This is a genomic window from Betaproteobacteria bacterium, from assembly GCA_009377585.1.
In the GTDB taxonomy this organism is placed as follows: Bacteria; Pseudomonadota; Gammaproteobacteria; order Burkholderiales; family WYBJ01; genus WYBJ01.
Genome location: WHTS01000004.1, coordinates 120,509 through 141,679 on the forward strand (window position 1 = coordinate 120,509; position 21,171 = coordinate 141,679).

Below are 21,171 nucleotides of genomic sequence, written 5' to 3' on the forward strand. Positions count from 1 at the left end.
CGAGCCAACCGACGGAGTCGCGCATGCAAGACCTCACCCCTCGCCAAACGGAAATCCTGGACCTGCTACGCACGCATCTGCACGAGACAGGGTTTCCGCCCACCCGCGCCGAGATCGCAGCGCATTTCGGCTTCAGCTCTCCCAATGCCGCCGAAGAGCATCTGCGCGCGCTCGAGCGCAAGGGGGCGATCGAGATCCTGCCGGGCGCTTCGCGCGGGTTGCGTCTGCTGCAGCCGCAAGGCCTGCCGGTCGTGGGCCGCGTCGCGGCCGGCGCGCCGATCCTGGCCGAGCAGCACATCGAAGGCTACTCGCGCGTCGATGCCGGCGTATTCAAGCCGCAGGCGCACTATCTGCTGCGAGTGCGGGGCTCGAGCATGCGCGATGCCGGCATCCTGGATGGCGACCTGCTCGCCGTGCACCGCACGCCCGATGCACGCGCCGGCCAGGTGGTGGTCGCGCGCGTGAACGACGAAGTCACGGTGAAGCGCCTGAAGCGCCGCGGCAGCCAGATCCAGCTGCTGCCCGAGAATCCCGATTTCGCGCCGATCGAAGTCGATCTGCGCAAAGTCGAGCTCGTGATCGAAGGCATCGGCGTCGGCATCATCCGCAACGGCCGCTCGTTATGACCGCGTGCGGCTACGTTCCAGCCACCTCGACTGCAGCACTGCGGCTCGCTCAATGCGTTGGCTTCGATTCGGGCCGACTGACGAAATATCGGGGCTAGGACTGCGCATCGGCAATGGCCGCCAGCCAGATGATCTCTCCGGTGGAGATCAGGTTGTAGAGCATGTGCATGGCCATGGTGACCAGCAACGAGCCGGTGCGCAGGCGCGCGATGCCGAGCGTCACGCCGACGATGAAAATGATGGCGAACTCGAGCGGATCGAACTCGTAATGGATCCACGTCCATGCCAGCGCGGTAATCAGCACGGCGCCGACCCGGCCCAGAGGTGAGGCCAGAATGCCCGCGAACACGAACCCGCGAAACAGCAGCTCCTCGAATATGGGTGTCGCGACCACCAGCGCGATCCAGAACAGCAGCGGCGATTGCACGCTGCGATAGATCTCGACCCATTGCGCCGGCAGCAGCTCGCCCTTCACCAGGTAAATAACCAGGTCGGTCATCGCGACGATCAGCGCCATGGCGCCGAGCCAGCGCAGCCACTCCTTCGCCGGCGCACGTACGATGCCGAGATAGGCGCGCGGGTCGAGCCTGTCGCGCAGCGCCGCCGCCGCGATCACCAGCGCGCCGCACAGGACGGTGCTGATGCAGGTGATCACCGCAAAATTCAGCGCCTGCGTGTTCTGCGCGGGAGACACCAGCCGCAGCGCCGCGAGCACACGATCCATGCCGAAGCCCATGGCCGCCTGCAGCAATTCCAGCGCATACCAGATCGCCAGGCTCAGGCCCAGGGTCGCGGCCAGCCCCCAGGGCCGGCCGCCGGATTCTTGGTAGGCAAGAGCATCGGCGCGCATGGTGAACGCATTGTAGCTTGAAGCATTGGCCGCCTTATTGACGGTTCGGAAAGTGGTTGACAAGCCGCTTTCCGCAATGCGCTCCCCTCTCTGCTATCCGCAATGCGCCCCCCCTCTCTCCGGGCGCGAGCTGTAATGCATTTTCCGCAAGCTCGCTAAGCGCCGTATTTGCCCTCGGCCAGCACCCATGTCACACGCATGCAACGCAGCCGATAAAGAATCTTCATTTAAGGCCGTAGATGCGTTCGTCGGGGACTTGTCTCCCATCGCCATGACCCCAGTTGCTTCGAACGCAGAGCGCATCAACCGGTTTCGCCTGCTCCGGCCGCTGGGCCAGGGCGCGCAGGGCATCGTATACGCCGCTCACGACCCGGAGCTCGACCGGCAGGTCGCGATCAAGACCCTGCTCCTGAACGGCGCGGCGAGTGCCGACCAGGCCGAACAGTTCGTCGCAGCGGCGAAAACCGCAAGCAGCCTGAGCCATCCCAATATCGTTCCTGTGTTCGAAGTCGGCATCCACGCCGGCCAGCCCTTCGTCGTGTTCGAATACGTCGAGGGCAGAACCCTGGCCGCCGCGCTCGAGGCGGAAGGTCCGCTGCCCATGGCGCGCGCCGTCGTGATGATGAGCCAGATCCTCGCCGGGATGGCGCATGTGCACGCGAGCGGCCTGCTGCACGGCGATATCAAGCCTGCCAACATTCTGATCGGCGTGAACAACATCCCGCGAGTGACCGACTTCGGTATCGCGCGGCCCGCGCACACCGCTGCCCTGGAGACCGTGAGCTGCGGCACGCTGCAGTACACCGCGCCCGAATGCCTGAGCGAGGGCCGGGCGGATTACCGCTCGGACGTGTTTGCGCTGGGCCTGCTGTTCCACGAGATGCTGACCGGCAAGCCGGTGTACGAGGCCGCCAACGAATACTCGATCATCTACAGGATCCTGAACGAGATTCCACCGCCGCCCTCGGCCTCCAATCCGCGCATCGACCGCCGCCTCGACGACATCGTATTGAAGGCGCTGCAGCGCGAACCGGATCAGCGCTATGCGGATGCGGACCAGATGAAGCTCGATCTGGACCGCTACCGCGTGCCTGCCGTAGCCGCGGCAAGCTCGGACCTGCGCGAGCAGGCGCTGCACGGCACGGTGGAGTTCCTGCTGCGACGCATGGCGCTGAAGAGCGATTTTCCTGCGCTCACGGCGAGTTTCAACCGCATCAATCAGCTTGCCGCGCAAAGCGAGGACGGTTCGATCAAGGCGATCTCCGACCTGGTGATGCGCGATTTCGCCTTGTCGCAAAAGCTGCTGCGAATCGCCAATTCCTCCGCCTTCGGCGCAGGCAATGTGACCCGCGTCTCGCAGGCGATCACCCTGCTCGGCTTGTCCCAGCTGCGCGCGGTCGCAACCGGCATGATGCTCACGAACGCCGGCAACGGCCGCGCGCGCGCCGGCGCGCTCGCCACCGCGCTGACCGATGCCTTCGTCGCCGGCGTGATCGCGCGCAACATCGGCCGCATGCTGCGACTGCAGAGCGTCGAGGAGCTGTTCATCTGCGGCATGTTCAGCCGGCTTGGCGAGCTGCTCACGTTGTTCTATCTGAGCGACGAACACGAAGCGATCGCGAGCCGCGTCGCCGACGATGGGATCGATTCGGCTACGGCCTCGCGCACCGTCCTGGGACTGACCTTCGACGAGCTCGGTGCGCAAGTCGCGCTGCACTGGAAATTTCCCGAAGTGATCGTCCAGGCAATGCACGCGCTGCCCGCGGGCAGCGTCGCGGCGCCCCAATCGGATGCCGAGCGCATGCGCCTGTGCGCCGGCTACGCCCGGGAGCTTTGCACGCTGGCGCGGGAGACGCCGGCCAGCGGGCGCGAACAGGCCTTCGCCAGGCATCAATGCCGCTATGCCGGCGCGGCTCCGGTCGAAGTTGCGCAGATCCGACTGCTCATCGGACATTCCGTCACCGCGGCCCTGCAGTACATGAGGGCTTCGGGGCTCAGGCTGATCGAGACGCCGCTGCTGGAGGCGATGCGCGCGTTGTCGCAACCGTGCGACGCCAAGGCGCAGGCGCCGAGCATCGGCGCTGGCCGTACACCCGCCACCGGCGGCGATGGCACGCCTCGCGACATCGCGCAGGGGCCAACGCTCGAATTGCGGCGCGCGACAACGGAGCTCCGGCTTTTGACTGCAGAGCTCAGGCCTGCGACGAGCGAGCTGACGCCTGCGACCGCCGACATGACACCGGCGCCTACTGCTCGCGAGGACGGCATGGGCGCGCGACTGGCTCGAGCCTGGCGCAACCTGTTCTCGGCATAACGGCGCGGCGCTCGGCGCACAAGCGGCGCTCGGCGCACGCGACGCTCGGCGCAAAGTCAATTGCGGCCGCTGCTCAGTACCGGTAGCATCGCGCGGGCATGGACACGACGACGCCGAAGAACACCGCCCGGCCGGGCTACCGTTACTATGAGTTCGTCATGGCGGCGTTCGTCGCCGTGCTGCTGTGCTCGAATCTGGTCGGCCCGGCCAAGATCGCGCAGCTGGAGCTGCCGCTGCTTGGAGCCGTCACCTTCGGCGCCGGCGTGCTCTTCTTCCCCATCTCGTACGTCTTCGGCGACATCCTGACCGAGGTGTACGGCTATTCCAGGGCGCGGCGCGTGATCTGGGCCGGCTTCGGCGCGTTGCTGTTCGCTTCCGCCATGTCGGCGGTGGTCGTGGCGCTGCCGCCCGCGCCCGGCTGGACCAACCAGAGCGCCTACGAGATCGCGTTCGGCTCCACCTGGCGCATCGCGCTCGCCTCGCTGATCGCGTTCTGGTGCGGCGAGTTCGTCAATTCCTTCGTGCTGGCGAAGATGAAGATCGCGACTGCCGGGCGCTGGCTGTGGACCCGCACCATCGGCTCGACCATCGTCGGCGAAGGCGTGGATTCGGCGCTGTTCTATCCACTTGCCTTCTACGGCAGCGGTCTCATCCCGAACGAGATGCTGCCCAAGGTGATGCTGGCCCAGTTCGTGGCCAAAGTCGGCGTCGAGGTTCTGTTCACGCCGCTCACTTATCGCATTGTCGCGTTCCTGAAGCGCGCCGAACAGGAGGACTACTACGACGTGCGCACGGACTTTAGTCCGTTCACACTGAAGACCTGACCGCCGGCCCCGGGCGGTCCGTAAAGCCCCGGTAGAACATCCCGCCCACAACCCGTTCTTCCGGAAGTGCGCTAAGCTGCGGCAAACGACGAGCCAATGATCGTACGGGTCAACGCCTGGGTCGGTCGGGCTGGCGCAACGCCGGCTGGAATGCGCTCGGCGTGAGCCCCATGCATATCGCCTCGAACGGAGCACGGCATGGAGATCGGACGACTGAACGGCATCATCGGCAAGCTGGAGCAAGGGAAAAGCGTTTGCGTGACGTTCGCGCCGGGCGATCCGGCCAATGCCCACATCGCGGCGACCGAGCCGTACGACGGCATCGTGTTCGAAATGGAGCACGGGCCGTACGATGTCCGGACCTTGCGCGATTGCCTGCAAGGGCTCCTGAACCGGCGCCAGATCGTCGAATCGGGCTCGCTCGCGCCCGCGGTCACGCCGCTGGTGCGCATTCCGCCCAACGGCGCGGAGATGAACCAGTGGGTCGCCAAGCAGGTGCTCGACAGCGGCGTCTACGGCATCGTGTGGCCGCATGTCAGCACGGTGGAAGAAGCCCGCAGCGCCGTCGCCTCGTGCCGGTATGCACGGCCCGAGGGCGCGCCGCGCTTCGAGCCGCGTGGCCAGCGCGGCGACGCCCCGGCGGCGGCCGCGCGCTATTGGGGCCTCACGCAGCCGGAATACTACGCTCGCGCCGATGTCTGGCCGCTCGATCCGAAGGGCGAGATCCTGGTCGCCATCATGTGCGAAGACGTGGTGGGGCTGAAGAACCTGCCGCGCATCCTGAAAGAAGTGCCCGGCATCGGCGCCGTCATCATCGGCGAGGGCGACCTGTCGCAGAATCTCGGCTTCCCGCGCCAGTACAAGCACCCCACGGTTGCCGGAGCCATCGCCGAAATCCTGGCGATCTGCAAGGCGCACGACGTCGCTTGCGGTCATCCGCACGTCGAGAAGGACAACGTGGACGAAGTGGTCGCGCAAGGCTTCCGCTGGCTGATGCCGCGGCCGGAGCGGTCCAACGCCACGGCTGCGCGCGCTCGCCAGCTCGCCGACGCACGTGCCTAGCGGGATGAATGATGATTTCGGCGGTCAGTTCCAGCGCCTGCGATAGAAAACGCCCCCTCCGGAGGCCTCGCCGGCTTGCAGGCGCAGCACGACGCGCCGGGTGAGGCTGTACTCGAGGCGCAGCAGGGTTTCCGCTGCACCGAAGCCTTGCTCGAACACCAGGTAGAGCCGGTCGGTGAGCCGCTTGCCCAGCGTCAAAAACTGCTCGCCGGCGCCGCCGCCCCGCAGGCCGAGCTCATCGAGCTTGAAGGCGTCCTTCAGCGGATTGGCGGCCTTGCCGAGCAAGAGGTTGCTGGCGAGCGGCAGGGCGGAGAGCTCGCCGGTGCCTGCTTCGTTCGGGGAGCGGCCGAGCACCAGCCAGGACAAGGCTTCGCCCTCGGGAACCGGGGGATCCGAGACGACGCGCACCAGCGGTGTTTGCAACGTGCCGGTCAGCGCAACGCCCGCCTCCACCGCCTGGCGCTTGCGCATCGCGACGATGTCGAGGCCGGGATTGTCGAGCGGTCCGTTGAAATGGATGTTGCCGCGATCGATCACCAGACGCTGGCCATAGGCCACGAACGTCCCGTCGCGCGCGTGGATCGTGCCACTCGCCCGCAATTGTCCCGCCTCGTTGGTGACGATGCGCAGTTCCCCGGTCAGCCTCGCGTTCAAGCCATGACCGGAAATGTGCATCCGGTTGCCGAGGTCCAGGCGCAGGTCCAGCGCCAGATTCTGGAACGTACGCTCTTGCTGTTCCTTCCCGGGCGGCTCACGGCCCTCGATCACGACATCGCTGCTCAGCGTGGGCAGTGCCGACTCGCCGATGTCGAATTTGCCTTCGACTACGCGCAACGTTCCGGTCATCGCCAGCCGCTTGTCCTGCAGCGCCGCGTTGCCCTGACCGCCCACCACCAGCTTGCGGTCGGGACGGCCGAGTGCCGTGAAGCGTTCCGCCCGCCAATCGACGGAAGCGCGGTCGAATCCGGCGCGAGCCAGCGTCCCTTGCGCGGTCAGAACGCCGTCTCCACCCCGTATGGAGAAGGATTCGATCCGGATGTCTTGCGGCGTGATCACGGCCTTGAGCGTGCCATCCCGCAGGCTCACGCCGTCGGCCGGCATCAGGATGCCCATGTCCGTGGCGTCGACCTGTCCGGTGATCTGAGGCTCACCTAGCGTCCCGCCGCCCTGCAGCCGTGCGTGTGCTTCTCCATGGAGGATCATCGCGGTGTCGATGAAGTCGGCGAACGGCGCGAGTTGCGCCACATCGATCGAGGCGGTGAAGTCGAGGGGCGATGCCGCGGTATAGGGAATCGCCTGCCCGCCGTCGACCGCGCCAATGCGGCCGCTTGCGGCTGCGCGCGCGAGCGCAAGCTCGACATTGGCCCGGAACTCGATCCTTCCCGGATCGATATCCGCACTGGCAGCAAGCGCGCTCAAGCCGAGATCGAACGGCTCCTTTGCGCCGACCAGCAAGTCCCCCGATTCGCGCGCGATACTGATCGCGCCCCGCAGTTGCGGGCTGGTCGCGACATCCCAGCGTCCCGAAAGGCTCAGCGAGCCCTTTACGGGCGCCTGTCTGTCGATCAGCCCGATCAGACGAGCGACCGGCATGGCTCGAAAGTTGCCCGCCGTGCGCAGATGTTCGTTGTCGTAATCCAGCGCTTCGACGACCAGACGTCCTCCCGCGATGCGCAGCTCGAACGGTTCCACCTGCACGAGTGCGCGCGCAATCCTGAGCGCCACCGGCCGAGCAAGCTCGATTGGAATCTCGCCGCGATTGGCAAGCTCGAGCACGGTGCCCTCCCAGCGGTTCTCCTCGGACAATCCCCCACGCAGCCGCAATCGCAAGTCGATCGGCTCGCCGGAGGCTTCGAGGACCGCCTCGTGCTGCGAGCGCCGGCCGTCGAAATTCAATCGAACGGTCCGCAGCGCGATCTGCGGTGTGGTAACGCCGGTAAGCGTTGCGCGCAGCTCCATAGGCGCATCCGGCGCCAGGCTGGCACGGCCGCGAACCTGCAGGGCATCGATCGAGCCGTATGCCGAGTGCATCAATTGCGCTGCGCTCGCATCGAGCTCGATGCTCGGAGCCTGGAACGTTCCGGACACGACCGCGGTGCCGCGAGCCTGGCCACGTACTTCACCGCCAATCAGGTCGAGCCGCGGTGCATCGAACTTCACGGCAAGCGAATCGTCCTTGCCTCCGAATGCGCCGTTGGCCGCCAGGCGGTTTGCGCCCAACTCGAGCTCGACGTCGGCCTGTGCGACGCGTTCGGTGCTTGCCTCTATCGTGCCCTTGCCTGCGAGCGGCGCCCCGAGCCATCGGGAATCGTGCAGTGAAAGTTCCACCCGCCCGGCCGGTTCCTGCGCGACGCCCTCCGCGCGCATCGACGCGTTGATCGAGCCCCGCGGAAAGTCACCCCAGGCCGACGGGTCGAAGCGGTTCAGTTGCACCTGCGCGGTGAAGGGCGTCTGGCCGCTCAGATTGATGTGCGCCCGCCCTTTTGCGCTACCGCCTGTCGCTTCCGCGTCGAACCGCCTGATGTCGATTTCATTGCCGGCGCGATCGGCGGCGAATGCGAGGCGGACATCATCCTGGGATAGTTCGGCAACCACGCTCTGCGCAGAGGGCCCGAGCTCGAGTGTAGCGGCACCCGCCAGCCGGGTTTCCCGCAGGGCCGAATGGACGGCACGCAGGTCGAGACCCTTGGTGACGAGCTCGAGCGTCGCCTCCTGGCCCTCGACGTTGCCCGAGCCCGTCACGACTCCGGCCGCGCCGAGATCAACATGGAGTCGGGAGAAGGCGAGCGTCGACAGATCGGTGAGGACATGCGCCTGCAGGCTTGCCAGTGGCACGCGCTCCTGGTCGATAGGCCCAGGGACTGCATTGCGCACCATCACGGGTCCTTCCAACCGGTCACCCTTGCGCGCGAGCACGACCTCGGCACTGATCCCGGCGTGTGGCAGGCGCGTATCGATGGCGCGCGGATCGAGATCGTGGACCACGAGCTCGACGGCATCGAGTGGCTGCGGCTCGTCCGGTCGGATGGTCGCGGTTGCGGTTGCGCTCGCTCCTTGGCTGCGGGCGTGTGCCTCGACCTGCAATTGCGAAAGGTTGCCGATCACGCTCGCCCCTACCGTGGCGCTCGGATCAGCCGGCCGCACGAACGCCAGATGCGCCTTCAGCTCGAACGGCTTCCCGGCGTCGATCGTCCCGCGCAGCGCGATCGCCTGGCCCGACACGGAGAAATCCAGCTCCTTCACGTGATGGCGCCGTTCGCCGCCGGCGTACTCGAGATGAACGTTGCGCAGCTCGACAACGCGGGTCGCGTTGTCGAAGACAAGGGCCCCGATGCGGGCGTTGCGGATGGAAACGTCGATCGGCAGGGCGATCGAATCCGGAAGCGGGCTGGGCGGATCGTCGCTCGGCTTGGTCTTGATCTCGATCCGCGCGGCGGCAAGATTCTCGACATCAGCAGACAACGTCAGCAGCGACCAAGGCGAAAGGGTGAAGCGCGCCTCTTGCACCCGCAAGGACAACTCCTCGGTCGTGAACGCGATTTGTCCAGCGCGAGCGCCCCCGGCAAGCGTGCCGCCAACGCCACGGATCTCCACCCGCTCGCCCGAGAAGCCGACGCCTCGGGCCGCCAGCCACTGCAGCCCCGACGTCGAGTAGAAGATCCAGGCGCCCCCGGCGACGATGGCCCCCAGGATGCAGACGATCAGGACGAGCAGCGCAACCCATGCCGCGCGCACTCTTGCCATCAGAAGCTGTATCCCACCGAAAAATGAATCCGAACCTTGCCCGTGCGCTCGCCAAAAGCGACGTCCGCGCGCACAGGACCGATGGGCGACTTGTAGCGCATCCCGATGCCGACACCGAGCGCCAGATCGATTGCCTTCGGCTCGTCGAATGCGTCGCCGACATCGACGAACACCGCGGCGCCGAGCGTATCCGTCACCCAGTGCGTATATTCGGCGCTTGCGACCGCGAGATAGCGTCCGCCGACGGTGGCATCGCCGAGCGGGACGCCGATGGATTCGAACGCATACCCGCGCACGGTCTGATCGCCGCCGGTGCGGAACAGGAATGTCGATGGAACCCCGGTACGCGCTTCCGCGAGCACGACACCGAGCTCGGCGCGCATGAAGAAATCGTTGCGCTCGCCGAGCGGGACCAGCCAGTTCAAAATGCCGCGTGCGCGGGCGAACTTGCGGCTGCTCAACGCCGGTATGCCGACCCCGACCTCCATGGTGCCGATCAGACCTTCGCGCGGAGTGAGAAGCTCGTCGGTCGTCCGGTACGTCTTGCGGTAGCCGACGAACACGGCGTGCGCGTCTTCCCGCCCGAAGCCGGCGATCGATCGTTCCTCGATGTGTCCGGAGACGAACAGCCGCGAGGGAACATGCTCCAGCCCCCAGTTGTGCGCATACTCGATCATGGCCGCACGGCTGATGAGACCCTGCACGTCGCTTCGCTCCAGCCCGGCGGAGTAGGTGCTCCACACCCCGCCCGGCCGCGGCGGCGCATCCAGCGATACCTTCAGGCTCTGCTCCTTTTCATTCAGATCGAGCACCGAGCGAAAGCGCAGCGCCCGCTCGAGCACATTGACGTGGCCGTAGTCGACTTTCAGACCCGCCCCGAGGTCGGTGGTGTACAGGATTCCGGTGTCCAGATTCTGCGTCGGGGCCTCGATCACCGCGATGTTGAGCGGCGCTGCGGCTGCCTTGGCGATGTCCGGCTCGACGGCGAAATGCACGGCGCTGAAGTAGCCCGTCTCGAGAAGGCGGCGCTGATAGAGCTCCATCTTGATTGCGTCGTACGGTTCACCGTAGCCGTGCGGATTGAAGTTCTCCACCACGGCGGGTGAATAGCGCTTCAATCCCGAGACGTTCACGCCCCCGGCATGAAAGATGGGACCGCTGTCCAACCTGAGCCTCAAGTGCGCCGCCGACTTTTCCGGGACGATCCGCGCCTCGCTTTCCACGAGCTTCGCTGCCGCATAGCGCCCGCGGCCCAGGCGCGCCAATGCTCCGCGCTTGGCCTCGACCCAACGGGAATCGAGAAATGGATCGCCCTTGCGCAGGCTCCACCCGTTCCGGACGGCTTCGATTCGCTCCTTGCCTTCGTCGTCGGCAAGGCCTGCTCCCTGGAAGTCGAGCTGAACGCTCTCCACTGTGGTTCGTGGACCGGGTTCGATCTGCAGACGCACGATTGCCTGATCGGCGGCCTCATCGATGGTGGCCCGCACGGTGGCCGAGAAATAGCCGTCGGTCGCGAGCGCTTCCTGCGTCGAGGCACACGCTTCCTGAACGAGCCGCCGCAGCAGCGGCATCGTCAATTCCTCGCTGGACTGCCAGCGCATCAAGGACAGGCGCTCGCGCAACAGCGTCTCATAGTGATGCGGGGCGTCGATCTCGACCCGGAACCGGACGCGTCGCCTTTCTCCGGACATCGAGTCACCGGGCTTTGTGAGTTCCTGCGGCTGCGCACTCGAGCACGGTGCGACCGCAGTTATGACGATTGCGAGGAGAACAATTCTTCCCCACCGCCGCGTGGCCGGGCGCATCGGCAGGATCTGGACTGGACTCACGACGCGCCGCACGCAACGCGTGTACCCCAGCGAGCTCAGATACTTTGCCGGTGGGCGGTTCCGAGGTCTCATGCCGAATGTTCCGGACTACGTCATGAGCGTGGTACGCAGCCCCCGCGCAAGGAGGGTAGAGACACCCGGCATTTTCGCGCGCACGCTCCGCGTTGGCCCGGATATTTCACCGGACCGGCCTGTTGACGAGACTTACGTCGAAGGAAAAGGCAATCGAGTCGGCCACCCGATTCTATCCTCGGTCAGCCGCACCGGTACCAATCCGGCGAACTCGTGCTAACATTTTCGCTGCTCGCGCACCGAGCAGGAAACGCGGCGCGTGCGTGCGTGGATCACCGGGTCCCCGCAAGCGATGCCGGGAAACGATGAGCACAGCGGAGGGTACCGTGCGTAAATCCGACCTCGAAGAGCAGATTGAGTCGCTTCAGGACGTGCTGACCGACATCCGCGAGATGATCTACGGCGCGCTGGAACCGACCGACGACGAGCCCGAGACGCAGGTCGAAAGCCTGCGCAACGTGCTCGCCGACATCGAAGACATGATCGACTCGACGCTGGAGCCGATCGAGACGGAAGAGGAAGAAGAAGAGGAAGAAGAAGACGACGACCGCTGAAAATAGCGGTTACCGCTTTCTTGTCAGCTGCGGTGGGTCCGCACGAGTTGCGGTACTAGAGAACCGATCGATCTTCGCACCGTCGCTCCCCCTGTGGCGGAAGCGACCTCCCGCGCACGCGCGAGCCCAGGAGAAGTCAAGCCGTCTGGATTCCCGCCTGCGCGGGAATGACGCCTTCAGCTTGCTTTGCGCGCGATCTCGGCGACCGCCCGCGCAACGGCATCGCCCATCTCCGTGGTCGAGGCGCTGCCGCCCACATCCCGCGTGAGCCACTTGCCTTCGGCGATCACCTGCGCCATGGCACCGTCCATCAACGCCGCCGCGCGCGCAGCCTTCGGCTCGTCGCGGGTTCGACCGAGCCACGCCATCAGCATCTGCCCGGACATGATCATCGCATAGGGGTTCGCGATGCCCTTGCCGGCGATATCGGGCGCCGAGCCATGGGTTGCCTGCGCCATCGCATAGCGGCTGCCCACGCACAAGCCGGGCGCGAGGCCGAGGCCGCCCACCAGTCCCGCGCCCTCGTCGGTGAGGATGTCGCCGAACTGGTTGGTCGTGACGATCACGTCGAACTGCTGCGGATTCACCACGAGCTTGAGCGCGCAGCCATCGACCAATACTTCGTCCAGCGTGCAGTCCGGATACTCCTTCGCCACCTTGCGGCATTCCTCGGCGAACATGCCGCACACCAGCCGGTACACCGGCTCCTTGTGCACGGCCGTGACCTTCTTGCGCGGGCGGGTACGCGCGATCTCGAACGCCTCACGCGCCACGCGGTTCGCACCTTTGCGGGTTACGACACGCGTGCCGATCGATATCTCATCGTTGGGCCGGAACTCGCCGCTGCCAGCCACGACCGTGCCGCTGTACTGCATGCCCTCGGTCACCTCGCGCAGGAACACGATGTCCACGTTCTTCTGCAGCGAAGGCAGGTTCGGATACGAGCGCACCGGCTTCACGCTCGCGAACATGTCGAACTGCTTGCGCAGCGGCGGCATGACCCAGGTCGGGTCGTTGCGCGGATAAGCGTTGTGGCCGATGGGACCGGTGATGAAGCCGTCGGTCTTCGCCAATTCGTCGACGGTGTACTTCGGCATCGTGTGACCGTGCAGCTTGTGCCCGAGCAGGCCGAGCGGCAGCTCCTGCCATTCGATCTCCAGATTCACGGCCTGCGCGGCCGCACGCATGACCTTTACCGTCTCGGGCACGACTTCGAGCCCGATATCGTCACCCAGCATGACTCCGATCTTCAGCATCTGTCATGTCCCGCCTTGTTTGAAGGCTCGGAAAGCGGCTGACAAAGCGCTCTCCGTAATGACCTCTCGTGCCTCACGCCACCTTGCCGCGCTGCTCGATCTGCCCGAGGACTTTGGCTTTTGCGTCCACGGTCGCGTCAATCTTGGCGAAATCTTTTTTGCTGTAGCTGGAAATGTACTTTTCTCCAGTGTCTCTGTTGTAAATCGACTGAGCCAACAGGGCGACCGTCTCTTTGTTACTCGGGGCGAACGTATCCACCTTGGTCAGCGTGCTCCTGCTCTCATGGAAGATTTGCCCGTTCACCTTTTCAACCAGCTTGAGCGTCGAGCCTACCATCTCGTTGCCGATCGAATAGCCCGCCGATTTATACACTTCCATTCGCCCTACGTTCTGGGGGTCGGGGTGCTTTTGCGTGATGTGACCGTATTCGTCCTTCGTCTGAAAGTACACGGTCGGAAAATCATGAAGGCTGCCTGAGTAACCTATGATGCTTTTGAACCATGTAGAAATCGTCTCTGTAGCCCATGACAAACCTCTCATTCAGCGGAAATCGGAGAATCGTCGGCAACGTTGCGAGATCGTGCCCCCACTACGTCGCCTGGGTTTTCGGCAAACGGCGGATGACCTTGAGCCGCTGGGTCGCATCACCCGCAAGATGCGTCCAGATGATGGCATCACGCACCAGTTTGTTCGCCTCGGCGTTCATCGTGAAGCCGGCGGCGCCGTGGATGTCCATGTTGAGCTCGGTCACTTCCTGAATTGCATCCGTGGAGAAGTTCATCACCAGCACGGCGTTGATCGAGCTGTAGCCGCCCTGGTCCATCTCCCAGGCGGTACGTAAGACGTACGAGCGCAACGCTTCGGTCAGCATGTGCATGCGGCCGATCTTGAGCTGTACCGTTTGTTGTTCGATCAGCGGTTTGCCGCCCTGCGTGCGCGTGCGCGCGAGGTTCAACGCCGACTCGCATGCCGCTTCGCATACCCCCAGCGCGTTCGCTGCAAGCTCCAGGTCGCCGAATTCCGACGCCGAGCCCTGGCGGATGCGCGCGCCGCCATTGACCTGGCCCACGACGTTCGCATGCGGCACGCGCGCGTCATCGAAGATCAGCTCGGCATTCTGGTAGAAGCGCCAGCCGCTCTTGTTGAAGATCTTGCCGATGCGAAAGCCCGGCGTATCCGAGGGCACCATGAAGATGGTCGTGCCTTCACGGGCAATGACTGATGAATCGGTGCGCGCGCTGACGAAGAAGAGCTTGCCGACGCTGCCATTGGCGATGAAGCACTTCTCGCCGTTCAGAATCCACTCGTCGCCGCGGCGCTCGGCCTTCAGATGGAAGCCCGCCTTGATGTCGTCCAGCGGCGGGTAGCGGTTGTCCGAGCCGGAGTTGGGCTCGGTGCTGGCCGAGCCGATGACGAACGTATCGTCGGCGAGAAAGGGCTCGAGGAAGCGCTTTTTCTGATCGTCGGTGCAGAATTCCGCGATCAGGTGGCTCCACTTCCAGTTCTGGCTGAACGCCTTCGAGATCGCGCTATCGGCCTTCGCCAGCTCCGCCATGACGAGCGCCTGGGTGACGAAATCCGTGCCGTGACCGCCCCATGCCTTCGGCACCGCCGCCGTGCGGAAACCGAGCTGCGAGCCCTTCTTGATGATCTCCCAGTCCCAGGTTTCGCGCGGGTGCTGGATCGCGTCGCGCGCGAGAGCAATCGGTCGGATCTCCTCCGCGGCGAAGCGGCGCGCTCGCAGTTGCCATTCGCGCTGCTGCTCGTTCAGTGCAAAATCCATGCGGCCGGACTCCGGTCATTCCACCTTGATATTGTTCTCACGCACGACCTTGCCCCACTTCTCCACCTCGGCGCGAACGAACTTGTCGAACGCCGCGGGCGAGTCGTTCACGACCACGCTCATGAAGCTCTTCGACAGCGTTTCGCGCATCTGCGGCGCCTCCATGAGCGAATGCACGCGCGCGTGGATCTGTTTGAGCACGTCCTTCGGAACGCCGGCCGGCGCGAACATGCCATTCCATGCGTTGGTGCCGATGCCGGGCAGTCCCGACTCGGCCATGGTCGGCACGTCCGGCAGCTGCGGCAGGCGCTTCTCGGTGGTCGCCGCGAGTGCCTTGATGCGCCCGCTCTGCACGAACGACAAGCCGGAAGCGAGATTGATCAGCATGTATTGCACTTCGCCGGCCGCGATCCCGGGCAGCATCTGCGCCGCGCCGCCCTTGTAAGGAACGTGCGTCGCCTGGAAGCCACCGGCACGCGCGAGCCGAACGCCGTCGAGGTGCGGATAGCTGCCGACACCCGAGGAACCGAAGTTGACCTTGCCGGACTGCGTCTTGGCCCAGGCGACGAACTCGCGCATGTTTTTGGCCGGCACGGTGCTGGGGGCCACGAACATGTGCGGCAGCTCGATGAGGTTGGTCACGCCGCTCAACGCCTGTGAGGGCTTGATCTTGAGCTGGTGCGCGAAGGTGGTCTCGTTGATCGCGTTGGTCGAGACGTTGCCCACCAGCAGCGTGTAACCGTCGGCGGTCGACTTGGCGGCGAGCACGATGGCGATGGTGCCGGAAGCGCCGGCGCGGTTGTCCACCACCACCGGCTGGCCGGTGATTTCGGTGAGACGGTTGGCGACGTGGCGCGCGGTAATGTCGGTCGCGCCGCCCGGTGCATACGGCACGATCATGCGCACCGGCCGAGTTGGCCATGCTTCGCCTTTCCCCTGGCTTGCTGCCGGTAATGCCGCGCCAAGGGCCAGCGTGGCCACCGCGATGCTCGCTGCGAACTTCGCCATTGCCTTACCTCCTTCTTCGTCGGTCACGCCTGGCGGGCGCTTTCGTCGACCAGCTCTTCTATTGACCACCCCGTCCGCGACATCGTCGCGTCCCGCCCCTCCTCCGTCAGGAGGGGAAGTAATTCTTTCCCCTCCGCTCACGCGGAGGGGTGGCGCACAGCGCCGGGGTGGTGTGGTTTCGATTCCTTCGGCCACCCGTCCGCGCATTGCGCGTCCCGGCACTCCTTGTCGGCAAAAGAAGTGCTATCGAGCGATCCCTATTTCATGTCACGCTCGTCCCTCACCCCCAACCCCTCTCCCGGGGGGAGAGGGGAGCGTCGCGTCCGTATTGGACTGTCGTCCAATACGGAACGATCAATAAGCCACCCCTCGCTTTTCCTGTTCCGCCGTGATCGGCAGCGGCACCGCGCGCTTCAGGCGCGCGGAAAGATCCATCGCCTTGGTAAGCATGAGTCGGTTGTGCGCCTCCTTGGCAGTGGCGTGCTGTGTCGGCACACCGACCGAGACGCGGTTGAGCCACGAGTTGGTCTCCTCGCGCATCGGCCCGCGCAGCTCGCCGAGCGCCATGTCCCCGACCGGGTAGCTGGTCAGAAAGTCTACGTGGCGGCGGCTGTCGGGCGCATAGCCTTCGGTCTGGATCTTCTCGGTCGCCAGCACGATGTCGCGGTGCGTATCGTCGATCGTGAGCACGCCCTCGACGCCGACAATGCCGATCTCGAGGCTGTAGACCGCACCCGGCCACACCACCGGCAGCGCCCAGGAAATGACCGACTGGTACACCGTTCCGTCGTCGAAAGTGATGATGTTGGCGGTACCGTCGATACCGCGCCACTTGGGGCCGAGCGCCTTGTCCACCGAGCGCGAGTAGACTTCGACGGCGGTCTTTCCTTCGAGCAGCCACATCGCGACGTCGAGCGCGTGCGTGCCGGAGATCACCATGGGCGAGATCGTCTCGGGCTTCTCGGTACGCTTGTAGTTGTCGATCGCGACCAGGCGGTTCATGAATGCGCGCGAGGTCACCATCGTGACTTCGCCGAGCGAGCCGGTCGAAACCTTCTCTTTCGCCACCAGCCAGCGGCGGCGGAAGCGCTGGGTGTATCCCACCACCGCATCGACCCCCGACTTCTCGATCTGCGTCATCACGCGCTCGGAAGCCGCCAGCTCGGTGGCGAGCGGCTTCTCGATCAGCATCGGCAGGCCCCGTTCGACCGCGGCCGCGACCGGGTCGACGTGCAGGTGCTCGTCGGTCGCGATGACGACGGCATTGACTTCGGGCCGCGCGAGCAGCTCGCGGAAATCCTGGGTGACGAAATCGGCCCCCACCTTCTCGGCCACGATCTGCGCGCGCTCCGGATTCTTCTCCGCGATACCGATCCACTCGACTTCGGGATGGCGCGCGGCGAGCTCGCCGCGAATGAGCCCCACCCGGCCCGCGCCCACGATGGCGAGCCCGATCTTCTTCGGTTGCTTCTTCGGCATGTGCAAACTCCCGGATCGTTCAGGCGCCGCGGCCTTCGGGCAGCGGCAGCGCAACCGCCTCGCCCCGCTCGGCGGAAAGGTCGGCCGCGATATAGCACTCCATCACGGTGCGCGCCTGCTCGGGCGTGACCAGCACCGGCCGGTCGAGCGCGCAGGCCTGCACGAAATGGTCGGTTTCGGGCGCCATCGGCCCGGCGTAGGCATGACCGACGAACTCGCCCGGCATCGACGACATCGGAAAGCGGGCGCCATCCTTCATCGTGGTGATGACACAGTCCCGATGCGTGTTGTCGACGAAAACCGCGCCTTCGCTGGCGACGAACTCGATCCAGCACCAGGAGAAGTTCGGATGCCCCGGCGGCAGGATCCAGCCGGCGCCGACCACGAACACCACGCCGTCGTCCATGGTGATGGTGATCCACTGGCAATCGGGCACACCGGTATCCTTCTTCACGCCATGGACCCACTGCGAATAGACCTTCACCGGCTTCCTCGGCTCCAGCAGCCACAGGATGTAGTCGATGTCATGGGTCGCCTCCATGGCCGCCGGCGAGAGCTTGGTGCGGCCGCTGATCTTGTTGCCGAGCGAGCGCGCGATATGGCGGCTCACCAGCGCCGAGATCGGCGTGCCGAGGGTGCCGTCGTTCAGGCGCTCCTTGACGTAGGCGAACTTGTGGTTGAAGCGCTGCGAGTAGCCGATGGTGAACTTGACCTTCATCTCGCGGGCGACCTGGATGAGCTCGTCGGCCTCGTGCAGCTCGAGCGCGATCGGTTTCTCCAGGAACACGTGCTTGCCCGCCAGCAGGCACTCGCGCGCCATCGGAAAATGCGTCGTCTCCGGCGTGGCGGAAATGAAGAAGGCGTCGATCTCCTTCACCTCCAGCAGCTCGCGCCACTCGCTCGTGGCCTTGCGCGGCTCGACTTCCTTCGCGACTTCGGCCAGGCGCTCGGGCCGGATCTCGGCGATATAGAGACCGTCCACCAGTGGATTGGCCTTGCACGCGGTGGCGCGAATGCCGCCGCACCAGCCGGTGCCGATGATGCCGACGTTGATGGGTGTGATCATCTGCTTCCTCTCGTGGCGTGCCCGGAGCGTTGCAGCGACAAAGTCCGGACAAAGATGGCGGGTCGATTCTACACCGGGCGCAACGATGCGCTGGGGCTGATGCACTTGCGCTCGCGGCGCGCCATGATCGACCTGGTATCGCTCGACGGCCCGCTGGGGCGGGCCGGCGGTGCGGCCGCCGGCGTGGAAGGCCGCAACATGGACCATCTCTGCCTGCGAGTGGATCCGTTCGACGTGGACGAGCTGACGCGCTACTTCGAAGCGCTCGGCGTAGCGCCGGCGGAGGTGCGCACCCGTTTTGGCGCCGAGGGCGACGGCCTTTCGTTCTACATCCGCGACCCCGAAGGCAATCGGGTCGAGATCAAGGGCCCCGCCGCTGCGAGCGGAGCGGCGCCAGCGCCTGCCTGACGCCGAGGCGGAAGAGAAAAGGGGTGCGCGACACATAGAGCTCTGCTGCGCAGTGCGCGAAGCCGTGGAGCCCGCGCGGCGATTTCCCGGCTCAAGAATGCCGCATCCGCGCCGTTGACGTTCGAGCCGTCCGTGGCAGGCTGCGCCTTTCGGCACCGCACCCGACCTCGGGCAGGATCAGCGTGCGGGCCATGCGAATCCGGACATTGCGCAGTCGAATCATCGCCTTCCTCGTCGCGCTGCTGCTTGTCGTGCAGGGCGGCGGGTTCGTTTTGATCGACGCGGCGATCAACGCCAACGCGCGCATGAAGACGCGCTCCGAGCTCGCTACCGGGACGCGCGTGTTCGAGCGCCTGCTGCAGCAAAGCCAACAGCATCTCGCCGACACGGTGGCAGTCCTGTCGGTCGACTTCGGTTTCCGCAAGGCGGTGGCGAGCAACGACCGTCCCACCATCGCCTCCGCGTTGAGCAACCACGGCCACCGTGTCAATGCCAGCGTGGTGATGCTGGCCGGCCTCGACGGGATGCTGGTCGCGGCCACCGGGCGTTCGGGAGCTCCCGGCACGCCCTTCCCGTTTGCCGAGCTGCTGCGCACCGCCGAAGCCAGCGGCCAGGCCTCCGCCATCGTGGCGCTCGATACCGGATTGGTGCAGATGCTGGTGGTGCCCGTGCTCGCGCCCGACCCGATCGCCTGGGTCGCGGTCGGCTTCACCATCGACGACAAGGTCGCCCGCGATCTCAAATCGCTCACCTCGCTCGAGGTCTCGTTCCTCATCCCGCGCGCCGCCGCGCAACCCGACCTGGTGGCCACGACGCTGCCCCCGGAGCTGCGCGAGCCGCTGCGCGCGGAGCTTGCCTCCGTGTCGGCTTCCGCTGTGCCTGACGTGCGCACCGCCGTACCGCATACCGCCGTACTTGGGGCGGAAGAGTTCGAAACCGTGCTCGTCCCGATCGGGTCGACGCCGCAAGGCCCGATCTTCGCAACCTTGCAACGGTCCATGCACGAGGCCTTGGCGCCGTTCGAGCCGCTGCGGCGCACGCTGCTCACGCTGGTGCTGGCCGGGGTGCTTGCCTCGATCGCCGGCAGCGTGCTGATCGCGCGCGGCATCACCCGCCCGCTTTCCGCCCTCGCGCAAGTCGCGCGCAGCATCGCGCGCGGCGACTACACCCAGTGGGTCTCGATTCGCCAGAGCGATGAAATCGGGGTTCTGGGCCAGGCGCTGAACCACATGCGCACGGCGATCGCGAGCCGCGATTCCGAGCTCAAGCAACACCGCGAAGATCGAGGCGGGCAAGTTGCAACTCGAATCGATCGACTTCGATCCCGGGGAACTCGCCGAGGACATGGCCGAGTTGCTCGCAGCCGGCGCCCAGGCCAAGGGGCTGGAGCTCGCGTGCCGAGTCGATGCCGCGGTTCCGCGCACGGTCGCCGGCGACCCGGTTCGGCTGCGCCAGGTGTTGACGAACCTGATGGGCAATGCCATCAAGTTCACCGAACGCGGCGAAGTCGAGCTGCGGCTCGCAGCCGCGCAGGAAGCGCCCGGGCGCAGCCTGCTGCACTTCTCGGTGCGAGATTCGGACATCGGCATCGAGCCGCAAGCGCAGCAACGGCTGTTCCAGGCATTCAGCCAGGCCGATGGATCCAGCACCCGGTGGCGGCCTGCCTGGGTAAGCCGCTGCGGCGCGCGGCACTGTTCGAATGCCTCGCCGGCGCGACCGGTGCCGAGACAGGCATTGAGCCCGCTCCCGAGACTGCAGCCGAAAGCCCGCTCGCCGGCCGAGTGCTCCTGGTCGAAGACAACCTGGTGAACCAGGAAATCGCGCTGGCAATGCTGCGCGCACTCGGCTGCGAGGTCGATATCGCCGATACCGGCCGCGCCGTGCTCCTGGCCGTCGAGGACAAAGTCTACGACGCCGTCCTAAAGTCTACGACGCCGTCCTGATGGACTGCCACATGCCCGAAATGGACGGCTTCGAAGCCACCGCCGCGCTGCGGGCACGCGAACGCTCGACCACGACCGGCCAGGCAACTGCCGCCCGGCTGCCGATCGTTGCACTTACGGCCAACGCGATGGACGGCGATCGCGAGCGCTGCCTCGCCGCCGGCATGGATGCCCATCTCGCCAAGCCGTTCAAGAAAGACGAGCTTCTCGCCGTTCTGCGTACCTGGCTTGCACGTCCGCCCTCCGAGGCGGCCGAAGCCGGGGCCGATGCGCAACCCCGGGGGCTGCATCGAAGCGCGGCTTGAGCCCGGATCGCTGGCTGGCCCAGGTTGGGCCAGAACGATCCCCAGCA

Annotated in this window: 17 protein-coding genes; 8 read left to right on the top strand and 9 right to left on the bottom strand. The window is 65.8% G+C overall.

Annotation, left to right across the window (positions count from 1 at the left end; genetic code table 11):
• The first annotated feature begins 23 nt into the window (after positions 1-23).
• Entirely contained in the window at positions 24-626 is a 603-nt protein-coding gene (gene lexA, locus GEV05_02680) for a repressor LexA (GenBank protein MPZ42305.1), read from the top strand.
• A 94-nt stretch (positions 627-720) separates the two neighbouring features.
• Here lexA and GEV05_02685 read toward each other — a convergent pair whose 3' ends face one another.
• Positions 721-1,539 (bottom strand): CPBP family intramembrane metalloprotease, encoded by an 819-nt coding sequence (locus GEV05_02685; GenBank protein MPZ42306.1) that lies wholly within the window; start codon positions 1,537-1,539, stop codon positions 721-723.
• Between the two features lie 124 nt (positions 1,540-1,663).
• Between GEV05_02685 and GEV05_02690 the strand changes: the two genes are divergently transcribed.
• The 3 genes from GEV05_02690 to GEV05_02700 all read left to right on the top strand — a co-directional run bounded on the left by GEV05_02690 (position 1,664) and on the right by GEV05_02700 (position 5,676).
• Positions 1,664-3,790 (top strand): HDOD domain-containing protein, encoded by a 2,127-nt coding sequence (locus tag GEV05_02690; GenBank protein ID MPZ42307.1) that lies wholly within the window; start codon positions 1,664-1,666, stop codon positions 3,788-3,790.
• A 98-nt stretch (positions 3,791-3,888) separates the two neighbouring features.
• The gene (locus GEV05_02695; GenBank protein MPZ42308.1) at positions 3,889-4,614 is read left to right on the top strand and encodes a queuosine precursor transporter; all 726 of its coding nucleotides are present in this window, start codon (positions 3,889-3,891) and stop codon (positions 4,612-4,614) included.
• 198 nt (positions 4,615-4,812) lie between these two features.
• Positions 4,813-5,676: an aldolase gene (locus tag GEV05_02700; protein MPZ42309.1), complete on the top strand. Its 864-nt coding sequence runs from the start codon at positions 4,813-4,815 to the stop codon at positions 5,674-5,676.
• A 24-nt stretch (positions 5,677-5,700) separates the two neighbouring features.
• Here GEV05_02700 and GEV05_02705 read toward each other — a convergent pair whose 3' ends face one another.
• Both GEV05_02705 and GEV05_02710 read right to left on the bottom strand, forming a co-directional pair.
• Entirely contained in the window at positions 5,701-9,420 is a 3,720-nt protein-coding gene (locus GEV05_02705; GenBank protein MPZ42310.1) for a hypothetical protein, read from the bottom strand.
• Complete coding sequence (locus GEV05_02710; protein ID MPZ42311.1) at positions 9,420-11,321, bottom strand: BamA/TamA family outer membrane protein; 1,902 nt, start codon at positions 11,319-11,321, stop codon at positions 9,420-9,422. Before GEV05_02710 ends, GEV05_02705 begins: the two co-directional genes overlap by 1 nt.
• Before the next feature lie 326 nt (positions 11,322-11,647).
• On the opposite strand from GEV05_02710, the gene GEV05_02715 reads away from it, so the two are divergent.
• A complete protein-coding gene (locus tag GEV05_02715; protein MPZ42312.1) occupies positions 11,648-11,875 on the top strand; it encodes a hypothetical protein in 228 nt (75 codons plus the stop codon).
• A 176-nt stretch (positions 11,876-12,051) separates the two neighbouring features.
• Here the strand turns inward: GEV05_02715 and GEV05_02720 are convergent, their stop codons facing one another.
• From GEV05_02720 to GEV05_02745, 6 genes are all read right to left on the bottom strand, one after another.
• Positions 12,052-13,128 carry an isocitrate/isopropylmalate dehydrogenase family protein gene (locus GEV05_02720; GenBank protein ID MPZ42313.1) on the bottom strand — a complete coding sequence of 359 codons (1,077 nt, stop codon included), beginning with the start codon at positions 13,126-13,128 and terminating at the stop codon, positions 12,052-12,054.
• Positions 13,129-13,204: 76 nt separating this feature from the next.
• The gene (locus GEV05_02725; protein ID MPZ42314.1) at positions 13,205-13,510 is read right to left on the bottom strand and encodes a hypothetical protein; all 306 of its coding nucleotides are present in this window, start codon (positions 13,508-13,510) and stop codon (positions 13,205-13,207) included.
• 211 nt (positions 13,511-13,721) lie between these two features.
• Positions 13,722-14,915, bottom strand: a complete 1,194-nt coding sequence (locus tag GEV05_02730; protein ID MPZ42315.1) for a hypothetical protein — start codon at positions 14,913-14,915, stop codon at positions 13,722-13,724.
• 15 nt (positions 14,916-14,930) lie between these two features.
• The gene (locus tag GEV05_02735; protein ID MPZ42316.1) at positions 14,931-16,130 is read right to left on the bottom strand and encodes a tripartite tricarboxylate transporter substrate binding protein; all 1,200 of its coding nucleotides are present in this window, start codon (positions 16,128-16,130) and stop codon (positions 14,931-14,933) included.
• Between the two features lie 147 nt (positions 16,131-16,277).
• A complete protein-coding gene (locus GEV05_02740) occupies positions 16,278-17,402 on the bottom strand; it encodes a gfo/Idh/MocA family oxidoreductase (protein MPZ42317.1) in 1,125 nt (374 codons plus the stop codon).
• 19 nt (positions 17,403-17,421) lie between these two features.
• Positions 17,422-18,468 (bottom strand): gfo/Idh/MocA family oxidoreductase, encoded by a 1,047-nt coding sequence (locus GEV05_02745; GenBank protein ID MPZ42318.1) that lies wholly within the window; start codon positions 18,466-18,468, stop codon positions 17,422-17,424.
• On the opposite strand from GEV05_02745, the gene GEV05_02750 reads away from it, so the two are divergent.
• From GEV05_02750 to GEV05_02760, 3 genes are all read left to right on the top strand, one after another.
• Positions 18,469-18,876, top strand: coding sequence for a VOC family protein (locus tag GEV05_02750; GenBank protein ID MPZ42319.1), 408 nt, complete (start codon positions 18,469-18,471; stop codon positions 18,874-18,876).
• 191 nt (positions 18,877-19,067) lie between these two features.
• Complete coding sequence (locus GEV05_02755) at positions 19,068-20,819, top strand: HAMP domain-containing protein (GenBank protein ID MPZ42320.1); 1,752 nt, start codon at positions 19,068-19,070, stop codon at positions 20,817-20,819.
• Positions 20,819-21,124, top strand: coding sequence for a response regulator (locus GEV05_02760; protein ID MPZ42321.1), 306 nt, complete (start codon positions 20,819-20,821; stop codon positions 21,122-21,124). Before GEV05_02755 ends, GEV05_02760 begins: the two co-directional genes overlap by 1 nt.
• The last annotated feature ends 47 nt before the right edge of the window (positions 21,125-21,171 follow it).

Bases quoted from the DNA above. Each gene is read 5' to 3' on its own strand.
- lexA (MPZ42305.1), top strand. From the start codon at position 24: ATGCAAGACCTCACCCCTCGCCAAACGGAAATCCTGGACCTGCTACGC.
- GEV05_02690 (MPZ42307.1), top strand. From the start codon at position 1,664: ATGTCACACGCATGCAACGCAGCCGATAAAGAATCTTCATTTAAGGCC.
- GEV05_02695 (MPZ42308.1), top strand. From the start codon at position 3,889: ATGGACACGACGACGCCGAAGAACACCGCCCGGCCGGGCTACCGTTAC.
- GEV05_02700 (MPZ42309.1), top strand. From the start codon at position 4,813: ATGGAGATCGGACGACTGAACGGCATCATCGGCAAGCTGGAGCAAGGG.
- GEV05_02705 (MPZ42310.1), bottom strand. From the start codon at position 9,420: ATGGCAAGAGTGCGCGCGGCATGGGTTGCGCTGCTCGTCCTGATCGTC.
- GEV05_02710 (MPZ42311.1), bottom strand. From the start codon at position 11,321: ATGAGACCTCGGAACCGCCCACCGGCAAAGTATCTGAGCTCGCTGGGG.
- GEV05_02725 (MPZ42314.1), bottom strand. From the start codon at position 13,510: ATGGAAGTGTATAAATCGGCGGGCTATTCGATCGGCAACGAGATGGTA.
- GEV05_02730 (MPZ42315.1), bottom strand. From the start codon at position 14,915: ATGGATTTTGCACTGAACGAGCAGCAGCGCGAATGGCAACTGCGAGCG.
- GEV05_02735 (MPZ42316.1), bottom strand. From the start codon at position 16,130: ATGCGCGGACGGGTGGCCGAAGGAATCGAAACCACACCACCCCGGCGC.
- GEV05_02740 (MPZ42317.1), bottom strand. From the start codon at position 17,402: ATGCCGAAGAAGCAACCGAAGAAGATCGGGCTCGCCATCGTGGGCGCG.
- GEV05_02745 (MPZ42318.1), bottom strand. From the start codon at position 18,468: ATGATCACACCCATCAACGTCGGCATCATCGGCACCGGCTGGTGCGGC.
- GEV05_02755 (MPZ42320.1), top strand. From the start codon at position 19,068: ATGCGAATCCGGACATTGCGCAGTCGAATCATCGCCTTCCTCGTCGCG.
- GEV05_02760 (MPZ42321.1), top strand. From the start codon at position 20,819: ATGGACTGCCACATGCCCGAAATGGACGGCTTCGAAGCCACCGCCGCG.